At 68.3% G+C, this 17,476-nt stretch carries 6 protein-coding genes and 1 pseudogene; 3 read left to right on the forward strand and 4 right to left on the reverse strand.

Annotated elements, in window-relative coordinates:
• Positions 1 to 2: 2 nt before the first annotated feature.
• The 3 genes from holA to MAAFP003_RS18620 are packed head-to-tail and all read right to left on the reverse strand — an operon-like array spanning position 3 to position 3,413.
• Positions 3 to 953: a DNA polymerase III subunit delta gene (gene holA / locus MAAFP003_RS18610; RefSeq protein WP_096291265.1), complete on the reverse strand. Its 951-nt coding sequence runs from the start codon at positions 951 to 953 to the stop codon at positions 3 to 5.
• 14 nt (positions 954 to 967) lie between these two features.
• Positions 968 to 2,578 carry a ComEC/Rec2 family competence protein gene (locus MAAFP003_RS18615; RefSeq protein WP_243394127.1) on the reverse strand — a complete coding sequence of 537 codons (1,611 nt, stop codon included), beginning with the start codon at positions 2,576 to 2,578 and terminating at the stop codon, positions 968 to 970.
• Entirely contained in the window at positions 2,571 to 3,413 is an 843-nt protein-coding gene (locus MAAFP003_RS18620; protein WP_096291266.1) for a ComEA family DNA-binding protein, read from the reverse strand. Before MAAFP003_RS18620 ends, MAAFP003_RS18615 begins: the two co-directional genes overlap by 8 nt.
• A gap of 198 nt (positions 3,414 to 3,611) precedes the next feature.
• Here MAAFP003_RS18620 and MAAFP003_RS18625 point away from each other — a divergent pair, with 198 nt between their 5' ends.
• From MAAFP003_RS18625 to MAAFP003_RS18635, 3 genes and pseudogenes are all read left to right on the forward strand, one after another.
• Complete coding sequence (locus tag MAAFP003_RS18625) at positions 3,612 to 4,772, forward strand: acyl-CoA dehydrogenase family protein (protein ID WP_096289246.1); 1,161 nt, start codon at positions 3,612 to 3,614, stop codon at positions 4,770 to 4,772.
• A 7-nt stretch (positions 4,773 to 4,779) separates the two neighbouring features.
• Positions 4,780 to 5,898, forward strand: coding sequence for an acyl-CoA dehydrogenase family protein (locus MAAFP003_RS18630; protein WP_096289248.1), 1,119 nt, complete (start codon positions 4,780 to 4,782; stop codon positions 5,896 to 5,898).
• Between the two features lie 3 nt (positions 5,899 to 5,901).
• Positions 5,902 to 6,334: pseudogene (locus tag MAAFP003_RS18635) on the forward strand (PPOX class F420-dependent oxidoreductase).
• A 10-nt stretch (positions 6,335 to 6,344) separates the two neighbouring features.
• On the opposite strand, the gene MAAFP003_RS18640 reads toward MAAFP003_RS18635, so the two are convergent.
• A complete protein-coding gene (locus MAAFP003_RS18640; RefSeq protein WP_096289250.1) occupies positions 6,345 to 17,360 on the reverse strand; it encodes a type I polyketide synthase in 11,016 nt (3,671 codons plus the stop codon).
• Between the last annotated feature and the right edge of the window lie 116 nt (positions 17,361 to 17,476).

A 17,476-nucleotide genomic window follows, 5' to 3' on the forward strand; every position in this document is an offset into this window, starting at 1 on the left:
GGCTATCGGGCCCGCTCGGCGACCAGTTCCGCTACCTTTCGGACCGCTGACTCCAACGCGTAGTCGGCGTCCGCGGCGGCACCCTTGACGTCGGCGTTGAGTTCGGCGACCACTTTCATCGCGGTTGCCACACTGTCGCGCGACCAGCGCCGGGCCTGCTTCTGAGCCTTCTGCACCCGCCAGGGCGGCATCCCCAGCTGCCCGGCCAGCCGGTACGGGTCGCCGGAAAGCGGCCCGACCCGACCGATGGTGTGGATGGCTTCGGCCAGTGCGTCGGCCAGCACCACCAGCGGCTCGCCGCGCATCATTGCCCACCGCAGTGCCTCGGCAGCGCCCGCGACATCGCCGGCCACGGCCTTATCCGCGATATCGAAGCCCTTCACCTCCGCCTTGCCGCTGTGGTAGCGGCGCACCGCGGCCTCGTCGACCTCACCGCCGGTGTCCGCAACCAGCTGCGAGCACGCCGAGGCGAGCTCGCGAACGTCGGAGCCGACGGCGTCCAACAGGGCGGTGACGGTGTCCTCGTCGACCTTGACTCGCAGCGCGCGGAACTCCTTGCGGATGAAGTCGATGCGTTCGCTCAGCTTGGTGATCCGTGCGCAGGGATGCACCTCGGCGCCCAACGACTTCATCTGGTCGGCCAGCGCCTTGGCGCGCCCGCCGCCCGAATGCACCACCACCAGCATCGTGGCCGGCGGCAGGTCCGCGGCGGCCGCGGCGATCATCGTGACCGCGTCCTTGCCCGCTTCGGCCGCGGCCTCCAGCACCACGATGCGTTCGTCGGCGAACAGCGACGGACTGAGCAACTCGGCGAGCTCGAAGGTGCTGACGTCGCCGGCCCGCATGCGGTTGACCGGGATGTCGTCACTACCGGCACGCTTGCGTGCCGCCCGCAGCACGTCCGCCACGGCCCTCTCGACCAGTAGTTCCTCGTCTCCCAGGACCAGGTGCAACGGCGACGCCTCACTCACCCCACGATGGTGTCACGAAGGGCCGACCAATCCGCTCGGGGATCCAGCAGCTCCGACGCCGACCAGGCCAGCGCACACAGCACCGCGAGCAGCCCGGCCACCCGGGTCGACGCGCGAAACCAGGGCCGTCGCCACAGCAGCACCGCGAGCGCGAGTAGCAGCGCGGTGGCGCAGCCAACCAGCAGCACGCCGGCCAGGCCATCGGGTACCGGCACGGTCGCCGCGGGCGCCCCGGCCGCGATGTGCGCCACCGCGGACACCCACCACACCTCCGGGCCGGTGAAACGCATCAGCAGCTGCGCCCCCGGCAGCCAGAACACGCACATGACGGCCGCCGCGCTGCCCAGCACGGTGATGGGTGCGATGACCGGCGCGGCGGCCAGGTTGGCGGCCACGGCCACCAGGCTGAAGCGCCCCGAGATGCCGGCAACCAGGGGCGCGGTGACCAGCTGCGCGGCGACCGCAACAGCGAGTCCATCCGCGAGCGGCTTGGGACAACCCTTGGCCGCCAGCCGACGCGACCAGACCGGCGCGATGACCACCAGCGCGCCGGTCGCCAGCACCGACAGCGCGAAGCCGGCATCGACAGCGAGCTGGGGAGCGAGGGCAAGCAACAGCAGCACCGTGGCCGACAGCGCCGGAATCGCTTGCCGCCGGCGTGCAGTCAACATCCCCGCCAGCGCGATGGCGCCCATCACCGCCGCCCGCAACACGCTGGCGGTCGGTTGGACGACGATCACGAACGCCACCAATGCCACACCCGCGAGCAGCACCGCCGCTCGCGGACCGATGAGCCTCGCCGAGAACAGCACCGCGGCGCACACGATCGTGACGTTGGCTCCCGAGACGGCCGTCAGGTGCGTCATGCCGGCCGCCCGGAATTCGCGGCCGGTGTCGGCGGTGAGCGCCGAGGTGTCGCCCAGGACCAGCGCCGGCAGCATCGCCGCCTGCGCGGCGGGCAGCACTTCGTGCGCGGTGGCGGCAAAGCGGCCGCGCACCACGTGCGCGGCCCGCTGCACCGCCCCCGCCCGGCCCGGGACGGGCCGGCCCGCCGCGTTGAGCACCGCGACGGTCAAGTCGTGGCGAGTGGGGCGACTGATCCGCGCGGAGAACCGCACCGGTTGGCCCACCATCACATCGAAGTCCGATGCTCGCGCGAAAACGATTACCCGGCCCGATATCGCGTCGTCGCGCAGCCGTTGCAGGGTGGCACGAAACATCAGCCGGCCCGCGCCCAACGACAGCGCGCTCTCACTGGGCGTCACGGTCACCGGGGCGACCGTCCCGAACGCCGCGGTCATCGGATGCCGAGCCACCGCGTCGGCGCGCAGTGCGATCGCGAATCCGAATCCGGAGCCGACCGCTCCGATCGCCACCAGACCGGCAGCGACGGCCCGCAGCCGCCGGTGGCGGGCGGCTTGTCGTGCCCCTCGCCAGGCCAGCGCTGCGGCCGCGGCGACCAGTGCGACGCAGCACCACGCCAGCACACGGCCGACGGGCCACACGATGCCCGACGCGGTGACGATCCAGCCGGTGAGTGCGGCGGGGACCAGCCGTACATCGAGGCGGGCGAGCTCCGACAGCGCCCGCACCGGCGCGTCAGACACGAACCAGGGCGCGCAGCTTATCCAGCCGAGACGGCCCGATGCCATCGACGTCGGCGAGCTGGTCGACACTGGTGAACCTGCCGTTGGCCTGCCGCCAGCTCACGATCGCGGCGGCGGTGACCGGGCCGACCCCGGGCAGATCGTCCAATTGCTCCACGGTCGCGGTATTCAGGTCGAGCACCTCGCCCGCCTTCGGCCGCCCGGAGGCCTTGACCGACCCCGTCGGCACCGGCGTCTTCGCGGACGGCGACGAGCCGGGCGTGACCGAGCTGCCCAGCGCGGTCGGCTGCCCGGACACCGGTGCCAGCCCGACGACAATCTGCTCACCGTCACCGAGTGGGCGGGCCATGTTCAGGCCGATCGTGTCGGCGCCGTCCAGGGCACCGCCGGCGGCCTGCAACGCATCGGCGATCCGCGCACCCGGGGTCAACGTCACCAGACCCGGCTTGTGCACCAGGCCCACCACACTGACCACCACCGGCCGGTCCGGACCGGGAGTCGCTGAGGACCTAGGGCTCGGCGTGGACGCCTTCTCGACCGGGGGCAGCTTTGCGGACATCACCGGTGTGGGATGGTCGCGAACCAGCGTGAATATCGTGATCAGCACGGCCAGGGCTGCAATCACGGCCAACGCGATCGCACCGGCGCGGCCCGGATCGGCACGCAGCCGGGCCCGCCAGTTCCCGCTCTCCGACACGGCGGGAAGCCAACGCGGCAGCAACGAGTTCTGGTCCTCGTCCGGTTCGTCCTGGCCCGGCTCCTCGGCATCCGAATCGGCATCGGGGTCGGCGCCGAGGCGCCGGTGTAACCGCTCGGCGGGAAGTTCTGTTCGCATGCGCCCGACGGTAGGTGCGCCGACCGCCCGCACGGTTCCGCCCGGCGCCGTCTCCACCGCACGCTGTGGATTAACCGGAGGCTGTGCACAAGCACAGCCCCGGATGGGTCAAGATGGAACTCGGAGCGCACGACCGGACGGGGCGCCCATTCCGTCGGAACAGCGGTCGCCACGCTCAACCCAGGCAAAGGAGTCTGCATGCAACTGGCGCTGACGCCGGAGGAAGCCGCGTTCCGCGACGAGCTCCGCACCATTTTCACGACCAAGATCCCGCAAGACGCGCGCGACCGGGTACGCCGGGGCTCGGCGGAGGTGGTGCACGACGACGTGGTCACCAGCCACAAGATCCTGCACGAGCACGGTCTGGCCGTACCGAGCTGGCCGGTGGAGTGGGGCGGCAAGGACTGGACGCCCACCCAGCACCAGATCTGGGCCGACGAGATGCAGCTGGCATGTGTCCCGGAGCCGTTGAACTTCAACACCAAGATGGTGGGCCCGGTGATCGCCGAATTCGGGTCTCAGGAGATCAAGGAGCGCTTCCTGCCGCCCACGGCCAGCCTCGACATCTGGTGGTGCCAGGGCTTTTCCGAGCCCGAAGCCGGCTCCGATCTCGCGTCGCTGCGCACCACTGCGGTGCGCGACGGCGACAGCTACGTCGTCAACGGACAGAAGACCTGGACCACGCTCGGCCAGTACGCCGACTGGATCTTCTGCCTGGTCCGCACCGACCCGCAGGCGCCCAAGCGCCAGGCCGGCATCTCGTTCCTGCTCTTCGACATGAAGACGCCGGGCATCACCGTACGGCCCATCAAGACGATCGACGGCGGCCACGAGGTCAACGAGTTGTTCTTCGAAGATGTCCGGGTGCCCGCCAATCAGCTTGTCGGAGAAGAGAATAAGGGTTGGACTTACGCGAAGTTCCTGCTGGGCAACGAGCGCACCGGCATCGCCGGCGTCGGACGTACCAAAGTGCGCCTCGCCGAGGTGAAGAAGTTCGCCACCGAGACCGGCATCATCGCCGATCCGCTGTTCGCGGCCCGGCTGGCCGAGGCCGAAAATGAGCTGCTGGCACTGGAACTCACGCAGTCGCGAGTGGTGACGGATTCCGCGGACGGCCAACCCAACCCGGCGTCGTCGGTGCTCAAGCTGCGCGGCAGCCAGTTGCAGCAGATCGCCACCGAGCTCCTTGTCGAGGTCGCCGGCCCGGACGCGCTGCCCGCCGATGGGGACGGCATCGCGTCTCCGGACTGGGCACAACACAGTGCGCCGCGCTACCTCAACTACCGCAAGACGTCGATCTATGGCGGCAGTAGCGAGGTGCAGCGCAACATCATCGCGTCCACCATTCTGGGATTGTGAGGCAGCCATGGACTTTCAGTTGACCGACGAGCAGGGCCTGCTGCGCGACACGACCCGCGATCTGCTGTCCCGCACCTACGACCCGGAGAGCCGCATCAAGGTCATCGGCAGTGATCTCGGCTGGAGCCGTGAGGTCTGGAGTCAGCTCGCCGACACCGGGATCCTGGGCCTGGGCTTCGACCCGGACGAAGCCGGCCAGATCGAGATCATGGTCGTGCTCGCCGAGGCCGGGCGCCGGTTGGCCCCCGAACCGATCCTGCACGCCGCGCTGGCGCCGGGTGCGCTGATCGCCGAACTGGGCACCGACGCACAGAAAGAACAACTCGACGACGTCGCGGCGGGCCAACGGCTACTGGCCTTCGCCCACCTGGAGCCGGGACATCGCACGCCGACCGCAACGGTCACGACTCAGGCTGCGCGGCAAGGTGATTCGTGGACGTTGACCGGACGCAAGAACCCGGTTCTTGCCGGTGACTGCGCCGATGCGCTGGTGGTCAGCGCCGCATTGCCGGACGGCGGCACCGGCCTGTTCCTGGTCGACGCCGGCTCAGACAACACGTCAGTGACCCGTCATCCCTACCGCACCTTCGACGGACAGCGCGGTGCGCAGGTCGATTTGGACGGCGCGTCCGCCGAGCCGTTGGGTGACGCCGTCGACGCGTCGGGTGCCATCAGCGGCGCCCTCGTTCGCATCCAGTCGGCGCTGTGCGCCGAGGCGGTCGGGGCGATGGAGGAAGCGCTGCGGCTGACCACCGATTACCTCAAGACGCGCAAGCAGTTCGGCGTCACGCTCAACAAGTTCCAGGCGCTTACGCAGCGAGCCGCCGACATGTACGTCTCGCTCGAGATGGCGCGCAGCATGAGCCTGTACGCGGCGATGTCGATCGCCGACGGCAACCTCGACCCGCTGATCGCGTCGCGGGCCAAGGTGCAGATCGGCCGGTCGGGCCGACACATCGCGCAGGAGTCGATCCAGATGCACGGTGGAATCGGAGTTACCGCCGAATATCCGGTGAGCCACTACGCCGCTCGGCTCACTGCCATCGAGCACACCCTGGGCACCTCGGGTGATCACATGCACAACCTGATCGACCATCTCGGCGACTACGACCTGGCCCGGCTCTAGCGGATGGCCGAGCTGTCCGACAGAGTCGTCGAGTTCCTCTCCACCGGCACCCGCACCGGGATGCTGGGGTATGTGGCCGCCGACGGCAGGCCGCTGGTCGCCCCGGTGTGGTTCGTCGTCGACGATGGGCAACTGGCGTTCAACACCGGCCGTGACACGTCGAAAGGGCGAGCGCTGGCTCGTGATTCGCGTGTCGTGATCTGTGTCGACGATCCGCACCCGCCCTACTCCTTCGTACAGGTGCAGGGCTGGGATAAAAGAAGCGACGGTGAGCGAGGATCCGGCCGACGTGCTGGACATCGCGACCCGCACCGGCGGCCGCTACATGGGCGCCGAGCGTGCCGAGGAGTTCGGTCGGCGTAACTCCTCGGCCGGCGAACTGGTGGTGCGGGTCAACCCGACCAGGGTCGTCGCCGGATTCGATATCAGCGGCTGACCCGCCGGACTCAGCTCGCCTCCGGCCCCGCGACCGCCTCTGCCCCCGCGACCTGTTCGGTGCTCGACTCCGCCTGTCCGACCGGCGATTCCGCGTCGGGCAGCTGAGCCACCAGGTACTCGGCGAGACCACCGATGGTCGGATAGTCGAAAACCGCGGTGGCGTTGATCGTGAACTTGCCACCGAACTGACTGTGCAGTCGGTTGCGCAGTTCGATCGCCATCAGCGAATCCGTGCCCAGGTCCAGGAACCGACTGGTCGCCGCCGGCGGCTGCGCGAGCCGCAGGAAATGCTGCACCTCGCGTTGCAGGAACTCGGTCACGAAGCCCGCGCGCTGCGGCACGGGTATCTCCATCAGCTGCTTGAGCAGCTCACTGTCACCGGTGACTTCCCCGACGGCACTGGGCAATACGAGGTCGAGAATCGGTGGGCGCGAACTGCCCAGCACCTTCGCGGCACGCTGCCAGTTGGCTTTGAGGACGGTGGCCTGGCCGGTCCCGTTCGCGACGACTTCGGCCAGCGCGCTCAGCGCCGCCGAGGATTCCAGCGGAATCAGGCCTTGCGCGGTGATATTCGCGATTGCGGCCTCCGACGAGGCCATGCCGCCCTGGGCCCAGGGGCCGAAGTTGGCACCCGTGGCGGGCAGGCCTTGCGCCCTTCGTTGCGCGACCAAACCGTCGAGCAGGGCGTTGGCCGTCGCGTAGTTGGACTGACCGGGCGACCCGAACAAGCTGGACACCGAAGAGGACACGATGAAGAAGTCCAGCTCGTCGTCCTTCGTCAGCCTGTCTAAGTGGCAGGCACCGAACGCCTTGGGCGCCAACGTCGTCCGGAATCGCTCCAGGCTCTGTGCAGACAGCAGCGCGTCATCGAGCACCCCGGCCAGATGCGCCACACCCGCGAGCGGTGGCAGTTCCGCGCGAATCCGCTCCAGCAGCTTCTCAACCTCGGACTCGTCGCTGACGTCGGCCGCGAAGACATGGACGCGGCATTTGAAGCGCTCGGCGATCTCCTCGATTGCGCGTTGTGCGTCCACATCGGGTTGGCGCCGGCTGGTCAACACGATGTCACCGGCACCGAGTTGGGCCAGATACGACGCCGTGTGCAGGCCGATGGCTCCAAGTCCGCCGGTGATCAGGTAGCTTCGATCTGTCCGTGGCGCAAGCGGATTCGGTATCTGCACCACGATCTTTCCGATGTGCCGGGCCTGCTGCATGCGCCGGAACGCGGCCCTCGCCTCGGTGAGCGGGTAGATCTCGGCGGGCAGTGGCGCCCACTCCCCCTTGCCCAGTCCCTCCGACACCTCGGTCAACAAGCCACGAATACGCTCGGGCTCCTGGAAGGTCACCGTGTCCAGCGCCACAATCTCGTAGGCGATATCGGGGCGGACCTGCGCCATCTGCTCGGGCGTCCAGATGTCACGCTTGGCGATCTCGGCGAACCGGCCATTCTGCGCGGTGGCCCGCACGGTCGCTTCGAGGAATCCTTCGTTCGTCAGGCTGTTGAGCACCACGTCGACCCCGGCACCGTCCGTGTCCGCGAGGATCTGGTCGGCGAAATCCGTAGTGCGCGAGTCGTACACGTACTGCACGCCCAGCTTGCGCAGCGTCGCGCGCTTGTAGGTGCTGGCGGTGGCGAAGACGGTGGCACCGCACTGCTGTGCCATCTGGATCGCTGCCAAGCCGACACCACCACTGGCTGCGTGGATGAGCACCCGATCGCCGGGCTGCACCTGCGCCCAGTCGAACGCGAGCCGGACCGTCAATGCCGCAGCGGGAATGGTCGCCGCGGCCACCGCCCCCACCCCGTCGGGAATCGGCGCCAGCAACTGGGCCGGCACATTGAACCGGCTGGCGAACGCACCCTGCATGAAGCCGTAGACGCGCTGGCCCACCTCGAGTCCGGTGACGCCGCCGCCCAATTGGGTGACCGTCCCGGCGAAGTCGCCGCCGATCGGGCCCGGATCACCCGGGTAAAGGCCAAGGACGTTGAGCACATCCCGGAAGTTGAGGCCGGCGGCCTCCACCCGAACCTGCACGTAGCCCTCGTCCGGCGCCGATACCTCCGCCTCGGTCAGCCGCAGGTTGTCGATCGCGCCGCGTTCGGTGGGCGCCAGGATGTAGTCCGACGAGCGAGGCACCGTGAGATGACCGCTGCGCGACCATGGCAACAACCGAGACGCCAGCAGCTTGCCTTGGCGCAAAGCGAGTTCCGGCTCCTCGAGGGACGAGCCCGGGGTGGCCAACAGACCGGCCAACGCTTGCACGGCTTCCTCGGATCCGTCACAGTCGACGAGCTTGCAGTGCAGAGCCGGTTCCTCGTTGATGGTGGTGCGCCCGAAGCCCCACAGCGCCGCCTGTACCGGATCAACCGGCTCGCCGGATTCGGTGGCCACACCTCGTTCGGTGGTGATCCACAGTCCGCCGGGCAGTTTCACCTCGCCGCGTTGCACCGTGTGTACGGCGCTGAGCAGGTTGGCGATCTCCGTCTCGAGCCGCGCCGCGCTCTCGGGACTCGACTCCGTTCCGGTGGGCGCGGCGCTGCGCCAGACGACTCCGGCGAACGGCAGACCACGCTCGTGGGCCTGTGCCAACAGCTCACCCAGCAGCTCCGGATCAGTATTCCGGTCGAAGGGAATGCAGCCCGCGACTTTGCCCGCCAGTTCTTCGAATCCGGCGATCAGCCAGGTGCCGCTGACACTGCCGGCATCGTCGCTCGGCACCGGCAGCGGCACCTCGTGCCAGCCGAGGGTGTAGAGCAGCCGAGTAGCGTCGCCACCCAGGCCGCGCAGCAAGGCTTCGCGGGGTGCCCGTTTGACCGTGAACTCGCGAATTCCCCCCAGGTGCCGGCCATCTCGGTCCAGGTACTCGAGGTCGAATACCTGGGTTTCGCTGTCCAGCGCGCTGGCATGCCACTTCGCCCGGCAGTAGAACCGCCGCGGCATCTTCTCCCGCAGGGTCACCTGCCCGTACCGCAGCGGCAGGAACAGATCGTTGACACCCTGTTCGGCCGCGAGAAGTGCCGGGAATGCCGGGAAAGCGACGCCGGTGCACAGGTCCATCAGCACCGGGTGCATCGGCTCGGCCCCGAGTTGCTCGGCGAGCTGTTCGCCGACGACGATGTCACCGATCGCCTCGCCGTCACCGAGCCACAGCGACTTCAGCGAACCCGACCAGGTCGGGCCCCAGGACAATTCCAGGTCGGCGAAGGTCTCGAACAACTCTTGCGGCCGCATCCGGTTCAACCGCTCGAGCGCTTCGTCGACCGGATCATCTTCGGATTCCGGCTCACCGTCGGCACCGGCGACCACCGCACCTTCGGCGTTCAGCGGCCATTCGGCGCCGCGTTCACCATACGGTCGGCTGTGTACCTGGAATTTCCACCCGTCACCGTCCTCGTGCGGGTGCAGTGTCAGCTGGACCTCACGAGAACTCTTCTCGGGCAGGATAATCGGCTCGTAGAAGAAGACATCCTTCGCCCGCGCCGGAGTACCGACCGCGGCCAACGCCATCGCGGCATACGTCGCCCCGGGGACGACGACGGTGCCGTAGATGACGTGGTCGGCAAGCCACGGCTGAGACTTCACCGACAACCTGCTGGTGTAGACGGAGTCACCGGAGGCGAGGTCTTTCGCACTACCCAGAATTCCGGACACGGCCGGTCCATCGATCGCGATTCCGGACGACTTGGGCCAGAACCGGCGGCGCTGGAACGGATAGGTGGGCAATTCGAGTCGGCGACCGTTCGGCCGATGCAGCGCAGCGAAATCGGGGCGGTGCCCACCGACGTACGCCGCGGCCAGCGCGTCGGCGATCTGGCGCCGGTCGGCCACGCCCTTACGCAGCGAGACGATCGCGCGCGGTGCGGCCAGGTGCTCCGGCCAGACCTGCACCGCGGCCGCGGTCAACACCGGTTGCGGGCCGATCTCCATCACCACCGAGCAGCCGAGCGCCGCCACGGTGCGCACGCTTTCGGCGAACTGCACCGGCTGGCGGGAATGTCGCCGCCAGTACTGGGCATCGAGCGGGGTCTGGGCCGTGAGCACGGCGCCGGTGCGGTTGCAGACCAACGGCAACGTCGGTGCGGCAAATTCGAATTGCGCTGCGTACAACTCGAATTCGTCGAGCACCGGATCCAGCAGTTCGGAGTGGAAGGCGTGGCTGGTGTCCAGCCAGGTGCAGCGAACCCCCTCGTCGCTGAACTTGGCGACGATCTGTTCGAGATCGTCGCCCGGACCCGAGAGCACCGTGTTGGGTCCGTTGTAAGCGCCGACCGACACCCGCGGGAACTCGCCGGCGATCTGCTCGGCCTGCTTGGCGTCGGTGAACACGGCCACCATTCGCCCGCCTTCGGGCAGACTGCCGAACATCCGGCCACGTTCGGCCATCAGCCGCGCGCCGTCCTCGAGGCTGAAGACGCCGGCCACACAGGCCGCCGCGTACTGGCCCACGCTATGCCCCAGCACCACGTCAGGCTCGACGCCCCAGGACTGCCATAGCCTCGCCAGGCCCATCTCGATGGCGAAAAGCGCCGGCTGGGCGAACGACGTGTGCCGCACCGCTTCTCCGGCTTCCCTATCCGCGGCGAACAGCACCTCCAGCAACGGGCGGGGCAGCATATCCTCGATCGCGGCCGCACACCGTGTCACGGTGTCGGCGAAAACTGGCTCGGTGTCGAACAATTCGCGTGCCATACCGGGATATTGGCTGCCTTGCCCGGTGAACAACCACGCCGTTGTCGGGTGGTGGGCGTGCTCACCACGGACTACGCCGGGCCGCAGGCGGTTCTCGGCCAGTTCGGCCAGACCCTCACGCGCGCCCTCGATCGAATCGACGACCAGCGCAGCGCGGTGCTCGAAATGCGAACGACCCGTGCCCGCGGTGAGGCACACATCGGCGAGGTCCGCATCCGGGTGGGCACTCAGCCACGCCTCATAGCGTTGCGCCAACGCCACCAGCGCTTCCGGTGATCGGGCGGACAACGCGAGCACATTGACCTCGCCGGTGTCGACGACCGCGGCGTCGTCCGCCGAGTCCGACGGGTCTTCGACGGCCGATCCGGTGCAGGCCGGCGCCTCCTCGATCAACACGTGTGCGTTGGTGCCGGTAAACCCGAAGGAGCTCACGCCGGCGCGCCGCGGCCTGCCGTTGGCCTGCCACGGGGTCGACTCGTCCACCACCCGCACCGGCAACGACTCCCATGGGATATGCGGCGACGGTGTGTCGAAATGCAAGCTCTGCGGCAGCAATTCGTGCTGAAGGGACAGCACGACCTTGATCAGACCCGCCGCGCCCGATGCCGACTCGGTGTGTCCGATATTGGTCTTCACCGATCCCATCAGCAACGGCCGGTCCGCACTGCGCGAACCTCCGTATACGGCCGCGGCCGCCTGCACCTCGATAGGATCACCCAGCGGGGTACCGGTTCCGTGCGCCTCGAGGTAGTCGACATCCCCGCCCACCAGACCGGCGCGGCTCAGCGCCGCCCCGATGAGTCGTTGCTGCGCACCACCATTGGGTACCGTCAGACCACTTGAAGCGCCATCGGAGTTGACCGCGCTGCCCGGAATGACGGCGAGGACCCGATCGCCGTCGCGCTCCGCGTCGCTGCGCCTCTTGAGCACCAGAATTCCGCAGCCTTCACTGCGCACGTAGCCGTCGGCGGAGGCATCGAAGGTCTTGCATCGGCCGACCGGCGACAGCATCCGGGCGCGCGAGGCCGCAATCACGGTCACCGGAGAAAGCAGCACGTTCACGCCGCCGGCCAACGCGAGGTCGCAGTCACCGGCATGCAATGCCTGGCACGCCTGATGCACGGCAACCAGGGCCGAACTGCACGCGGTATCGACGGCCACCGCGGGCCCTTCGAGCCCGAGCGCGAAGGCGACCCGGCCGGCAATGGCATTGAGCGCATTGCCGGTGATGAAGTACGGCTCGATCTTGTCGATCGGCTCCGCGGACAGCAGGTGCGCATACTCGTTGGCGGCCACCCCCGCGAAGACGCCGGTTCGGCTGCCACGTAACGCACCCGGCGCGTACCCGGCGCGTTCCAGCCCCTCCCAAACGGTTTCGAGCATTAGTCGCTGCTGCGGTTCGATCCAAACCGCCTCGCGCGGTGAGATGCCGAAGAATTCCGGATCGAATCCGTCGATCTCGTCGAGGAATCCGCCGAAGCGCGTGTAGGTCTTGCCCGGTGTCTCGGGGTCCGGATCGTAGAACTCGTCGATGTCGAAGCGGTCCTCCGGAACTTCCCGGATCGCATCGACACCGCTGGACAGCAACTCCCAGAAGGCTTCCGGGTCGGGCGCGCCGGGGAATCGGCACGACACCGCGACGATCGCGATCGGTTCGTCCGTGCGCGTCGTCACCGCTGCCACCGGCCGAGGCGCCGACTGCACGCTGAGCTCGAGAACATCGCCGAGCAGGTAGTCGGCCACGTCGGACAGCCGCGGGTGATCCATCACCAGGGTGATGGGAATCTCCCGGCCGACCCCGTGCTCGATCCGGCGCCGTAATTCGACGGCCATCAGTGAGTCCATGCCGAGGTCGAAGAAACCCGCGTCCTCGCGGATCTCCGCGACATCGACCCGCGTCACCTCGGCGACCGCGTCACGCAGGTAATCGGTGAGCAGCCGCTTACGTTGCTGCAGTGGGGCGTTGGTCAGTTGCTCGACGAGTTCGGTCTTCCCCGACGGCGTCACGGGCGGCACCGCACCGGGCACCTCGCGCTCCAATTCCGTCAGGAACGCCCGTCGGCCGGCCTGCTCGTAGAGCGGCAGGAAGCGGGCCCAGTCGATCCGGGCCACCACGCCCTGCGCGGACGCCGACGCGGCGGCATCGGCCAGCCCCGCTAGCGCATCGGCGGGTGACAGCGTACGGATGCCGCGCTTATCCAGTCGCGCACGGGACTGGGCGTCGGCCATACCCGCCGACCAGGGACCGAAGTTGACGCTTGTCCCCGAGACGCCTCGTTCGCGCAGGCGCCAGGCCAGCCCGTCGAGGAACGCGTTGGCCGCGCCGTAGGCGGTCTGACCGTATCCGCCCCATACCGACGCGATCGAGGACGTGCTGAGGAAGAAATCGAGCCGCAGGTCGGCCGCCGCCTCGCTCAGATGCCAAGCACCCCAGACTTTCCCGGCGAAGACGCGGTCGACTTCGGCGTCATCGAGGTCACTCAGCGGGGTGGTGCCGATCTCACCGGCGGCGTGCACGATGCCGGCCAACGGCGGCTGCAGACCGGCCAACAGCCGGGTGACGTCGTGCGCGTCGGCGACGTCGGCGGCGATGGCTCGGATCTGGCAGCCATGCTGGGCGGCCAGCGCGTCGATACGCTTTTGTGCGGCTTCACCGGGCGAACGACGGCTGGTCAGAACGAGATGCTTGGCGCCTTGGGCGGCCAGGTAGCCGGCGATCTCCAGTCCGATCGAACCCAGCCCTCCGGTCACCAAATACGTTGCATCAGCATGTATTTCCAGCGGAGTTCCGCTCGGCTGTGGGCCCCGTCGAACCAGCCGCGGCACGTAGACGGTTTGATCGCGCAGCGCCACTTGGTCTTCACGCGACGCCGAATCCTGCGACGTCGAGATCCGGCCGAGGAGACGGGCCCACTCGTCGGCGGTGCCGTCGGCCAGATCCGCCAGTCCGCCCCACAGCTGCGGATGTTCCAGCGACGCGGCACGCCCGAATCCCCACAGCGAGCTCTGCTCCGGCACCACGGTGTCCCGGTCAACGACTCGCTGGGCGCCGGCCGTTACCAGCCAGATGGGGGCGCGCAGGTCGGCGGCGACCGCGGCGCGGAAAAGGCGCCGCGTTCCGCCCAGGATCCGGTGTTGCATCCGCAACAGTGACTGCATCGACGACGCGGCCTGCCCACCCAGATCCGCATCCACCGCCGCAACGCTGACAATGCGCAGCGCCGAATCCGCCTGTGCCGCAGCGCGCAACGCATCGGCGAACTGATCCTCCTCGGCGTCGGACATCGGCAACCCGAGGAACCGATACCGCTGTCCACGGGCGACGAGTTCGTCGACCAACGGCTGCAGGGCCGGAGAATCCTGGCCGATCAGCAGCAGCTCCTCGCCGGCTTGCGCGCGGGACGGCGCAGCAGGGGCTTTCTCCCACCGGATCTCGTAACGGTCGTCGGCGATAGACCGGGTAGTCCGTTCTTGATTATGTTGTGCCGCAAGCTTCGTCAGCACGCGCAGGATTTGAGGATCGTCGCCGTCGGCGTCGAGCAAGGCCGCCAGTTCCTCGATCCGGCCGTCCTCGAGCAGACGGACGGCTTCGGTAGGTGGGCCGCCGGGCCGCTGCTGGTGGTCGGGGCGGTCGCGGTCGTCGCGGAACCAATATTGGCGACGCTCAAACGGATAGGTGGGCAGATCCAGTTTGCGCGCCTGCGCCTGCCGCAAGGCGGCGAATTCGGGCAGGTGGCCCAACACGTACGCCTCGGCAACGGCTTCGGTGATTTGTCGGTGGTCGGCGGTGTTGCGCCGCAACGATGCGATCGCCCGCGGCGCGGTGGCCGGCTCGGGCCAGCAGCTCAGCGCCGCCGCGGTGAGCACCGGTCGTGGGCCGACCTCGAGCAAGACCTTGCAATTGAGCCCGGCGAGGGTGTGCGCGCTTTTGGCGAATTGCACCGGTTGGCGTGCGTGCCGCCGCCAGTAGGCACCGTCGAGCTTCACGCTGCGGCCGAGCGCGGCGCCGGTTCGGTTGTCAATCAACATCCGTTGTGGTGCAGCGTAATCGAACCGATCCGCAAACGACTCGAATTCGTCCAGAATCGGGTCGAGCAGCGCCGAGTGGAACGCGTGGCTGGTGTCGAGCCACTCGCACCGGACACCGTCGGCAGCCAGCCCCGCAACGGCTAGTTCCAAATCCGCTGCAGGCCCTGACAATACGGTATTCGCGCCGTTGTAGGCGGCGACCGACAGGCTCGGGAAGTCATTGGTCAGGTTCTCGACACGCTCGGCGGCGGTGAACACTGCGACCATCCGGCCACCTTCGGGCAAGCTCGCGAAGAGGCGACCGCGTTCGGCCATCAGCACCGCGCCATCCTCGAGACCGACGACGCCCGCGACGCAGGCCGCCGAATACTGGCCGACGCTGTGGCCGAGCACGACGTCCGGCTCGAAACCCCACGACTGCCACAGCCGGGCCATGCCCATCTCCACCGCGAACAAGGCGGGCTGTGCGTAAGAGGTCTGCCGCAGCGTCGCTTCGCCATCGGGGCCGTCGATATCGAAAACAACGTCCAGTAACGGCTTTTCGAGAATCGAAGCGACCGCTGCCGCGCAGCGGTTCAGCGTCTCGGCGAACACCGGCTCGGTGTCGAACAACTCCCGGGCCATGCCGGGGTATTGGCTGCCCTGCCCGGTGAACAGCCACGCGGTCTTCGGGGTGTCATGGGATTCGCCGCGGAACAAACCGGGCGCCGGCCGGTCGTCGGCAAGTGCGCCGAGGAGCTCCATCGCGGATTCTCGCGAGTTGACCACCAACGCGGCGCGGTGCTCCAAGTGCGCTCGCCCCGTGCCCGCGGTGAAGCACACGTCGGCCAGGGAGGCCTGCGGGTGGGTGCTCAACCAGCTGCGGTACTCGCCGGCGAGCCGCACCAATGCGGCGGGGGTTCGGGCCGAGAGCGGAAGAATGCGCAACCGTCGGTCCCCGGGCTGCTCGACCGGAACCGGTGCGGCCAGCGGTGCTGCCGCGTGCGCTGGCGCTTCGGAGACAATGACGTGCGCGTTGGTCCCCGCGAACCCAAAAGAGCTGACCCCGGCAATGCGCGGCCGACCGTTGCGTTCCCAGGCAGTGGCCTCGTCGACCACCCGCACCGCAAGGCGGTCCCAGGGAATGTGCGGCGACGGGTTCTCGAAGTGGAGGTGCTGCGGCAGCAGCTCGTTCTCGAGCGAGAGAATGACTTTGATCACACCGGCGATACCCGCGGCCGCTTCCAGGTGACCGATGTTGGTCTTCACCGACCCCATCAGCAGCGGTTGGCTGGGTTCGCGGCCGGCGCCGAGCACCTCACCGGCGGCCTGGGCCTCGATGGGGTCGCCCAGCGATGTCCCGGTGCCGTGCGCTTCCAAGTACCCGACGTCGCGGGGCTGGAGGTCGGCGCGCTTCAACGCCTCGGCGATGACCCGTTGCTGGGCAACGCCGTTCGGCACCGTCAATCCACCCGATGCACCGTCCTGGTTGATCGCGCTGCCGCGGATCACGGCCCGAATCCGGTCACCGTCGCGAATCGCGTCGTCCAGGCGCTTGATCACGATGACGCCGCATCCCTCGCCCCGAACATAGCCGTCGGCGGCCGCGTCGAATGTCTTGCACCGGCCGTCCGGCGCGAGCATGTGAGCACTGGAGAACGTGATCATGGTTGCCGGCGTGAGCAGAACGTTCGCCCCCCCGGCCAGCGCGAGGTCGCATTCGCCGAGGCGAAGCGCTTGGCAGGCCTGATGGATCGCCACCAGCGACGAGCTGCACGCCGTGTCGACGGCGACCGCGGGACCCTGCAGCCCGAGTCGATAGCTGATTCGGCCCGCCGCAGCGGCATTCGAGGTACCGATGGCCATGTAGGCCTCGATCTCGGGGTAAGTCAGCTCGTCGGACGCCATTCCGAGGTAGTCGTGGGTCGCCAGACCGACGAAGACGCCAGTGTTGCTGTTGGCCAGGGCCGTTGGCGCAGTGCCCGAATGCTCCACCGCACGCCATGCCGTCTCCAGCAAGATCCGGTGTTGCGGGTCCATCAATCTGACCTCGCGCGTCGACATGCCGAAAAACGGCGCGTCGAAGCCCGTCACGTCATCGACGAATCCGGCACGACGGGTCACGACCTTGCCCGGTGCGCCCGGTTCCGGGTCGAAGAATTCGTCGACGTCCCAGCGGTCCCGCGGCACCTCGGATATCGCATCCCGGCCGTGCCGCAACACATCCCAGAACTCATCCGCATCCGCGGCACCCGGAAACCGAGCGGCGTAGCCGACGATCGCGAAACCCGAAGCCGGCTCGTCCAGCTCTTCGACGGATGCCATTTCCTTGACCTCCCCTGCGTTGGCGGATGAAGACTGGATCCCCACGGGCGGTTGCGCTTCAGAGTCATTTTCCGAAGGCCAGCACTGCAATCGCAGCACCCCCACCGCGCAACGAC

Origin of the sequence: Mycobacterium ahvazicum (genome assembly GCF_900176255.2) — a bacterium.
Lineage (GTDB): Bacteria > Actinomycetota > Actinomycetes > Mycobacteriales > Mycobacteriaceae > Mycobacterium > Mycobacterium ahvazicum.

What these genes read in the sequence shown, in the direction of transcription:
- MAAFP003_RS18620 (WP_096291266.1), bottom strand. Translation starts at nt 3,413, where the DNA reads ATGCGAACAGAACTTCCCGCCGAGCGGTTACACCGGCGCCTCGGCGCC.
- MAAFP003_RS18625 (WP_096289246.1), top strand. Translation starts at nt 3,612, where the DNA reads ATGCAACTGGCGCTGACGCCGGAGGAAGCCGCGTTCCGCGACGAGCTC.
- MAAFP003_RS18630 (WP_096289248.1), top strand. Translation starts at nt 4,780, where the DNA reads ATGGACTTTCAGTTGACCGACGAGCAGGGCCTGCTGCGCGACACGACC.
- MAAFP003_RS18640 (WP_096289250.1), bottom strand. Translation starts at nt 17,360, where the DNA reads ATGGCATCCGTCGAAGAGCTGGACGAGCCGGCTTCGGGTTTCGCGATC.